We start from the raw sequence: 1,052 nt of genomic DNA, 5'->3' as shown, positions 1-1,052 counted from the left end.
GGTCAGGTGGTGATTGATATCACTGATGGCGCTGATGCGGGCGGTAATGAGCACGGTGAAATCACGATCACTGAAGGTGACTTAACCCCTCAAGTTGGCGAGCAAGGCTATCCTGTTTCAGGCTCTACGACAGTAGTAATTGAAGCGGGGGCAGACCGTTTAGATCCCACCAAGGTCACCATCGATCCAAAACAATTAACAACGTTAATTAGCGAATTAGAATCAGAGTTAACCACTGGTAATAATGAAGCGATCAGCTTCCATTATGATGCTGCAACAGGCGTGTTAATCGGTAACACTGCGGCAGGTGAGCAGGTTGTGACGGTGTCATTGAATGCTGTACAAGCGGCTAATGGTCAAGACATCGATGTAAAACTAACTATCACCCAAGAAAAGCCGTTGAACCATGTAGATAATGGCAACCAAGGCTTAGTCGATAGCATCAACGATAAGATCACCATTGATGTGCCGATTCAGGTGCAAGACACCGATGGTGATTGGTTACAAAAGCCTGCCAATGTTGATATCACTATCAAGGATGGCGCCAACCCAGAATTTGGTACTGATATGGGTACCAGTATTGATGAAACCACCGAGGCGGATAAGATCATTGCGGGTCAGATCCCACTCGATGTGGGCTCGGATGATATCCAATCTATTCACTTTAATGCCGCGCAAGACGGTCTTGCCAATATCACCAGCAATGGTGAAGCGACCACATATAACGTTAACGGTAATGTATTAACGGTGGTGGATGCACAGTCACAACCAGTGATGGTGGTGACGATCGCTAATGACGGTACTTATACCGTTAAAGTGACCGGACCTATTGATCAAAACAGTGCCGATATTGCTGACATTAAATTGGCTGTGACGGCAACCGATAAAGACGGTGATACCGCTAATGGTGAATTAAATATCACTATCAACGACGGCAGTGATGCGGTTGGTGGCGAGAATATTGATATCACGCTGACAGAAGGTGATCGTGATGTTGATGGTAGCGGTACTAGCACTGGTGGCATTGATACCACGTACCCTGTGGAACAAAG

At 46.5% G+C, this 1,052-nt stretch carries 1 protein-coding gene; it reads left to right on the top strand.

Features of this window, described 5'->3' with window-relative positions:
- On the top strand, positions 1-1,052 hold a 1,052-nt coding region (locus tag CIK00_RS21110; protein ID WP_144043208.1), incomplete at both ends, for a hypothetical protein.

Source organism: Photobacterium carnosum, assembly GCF_002849605.1.
GTDB lineage: Bacteria > Pseudomonadota > Gammaproteobacteria > Enterobacterales > Vibrionaceae > Photobacterium > Photobacterium carnosum.
The sequence above is the reverse complement of the archived record's forward strand: the minus strand, read 5'-3'. Positions and strand labels throughout refer to the sequence as shown.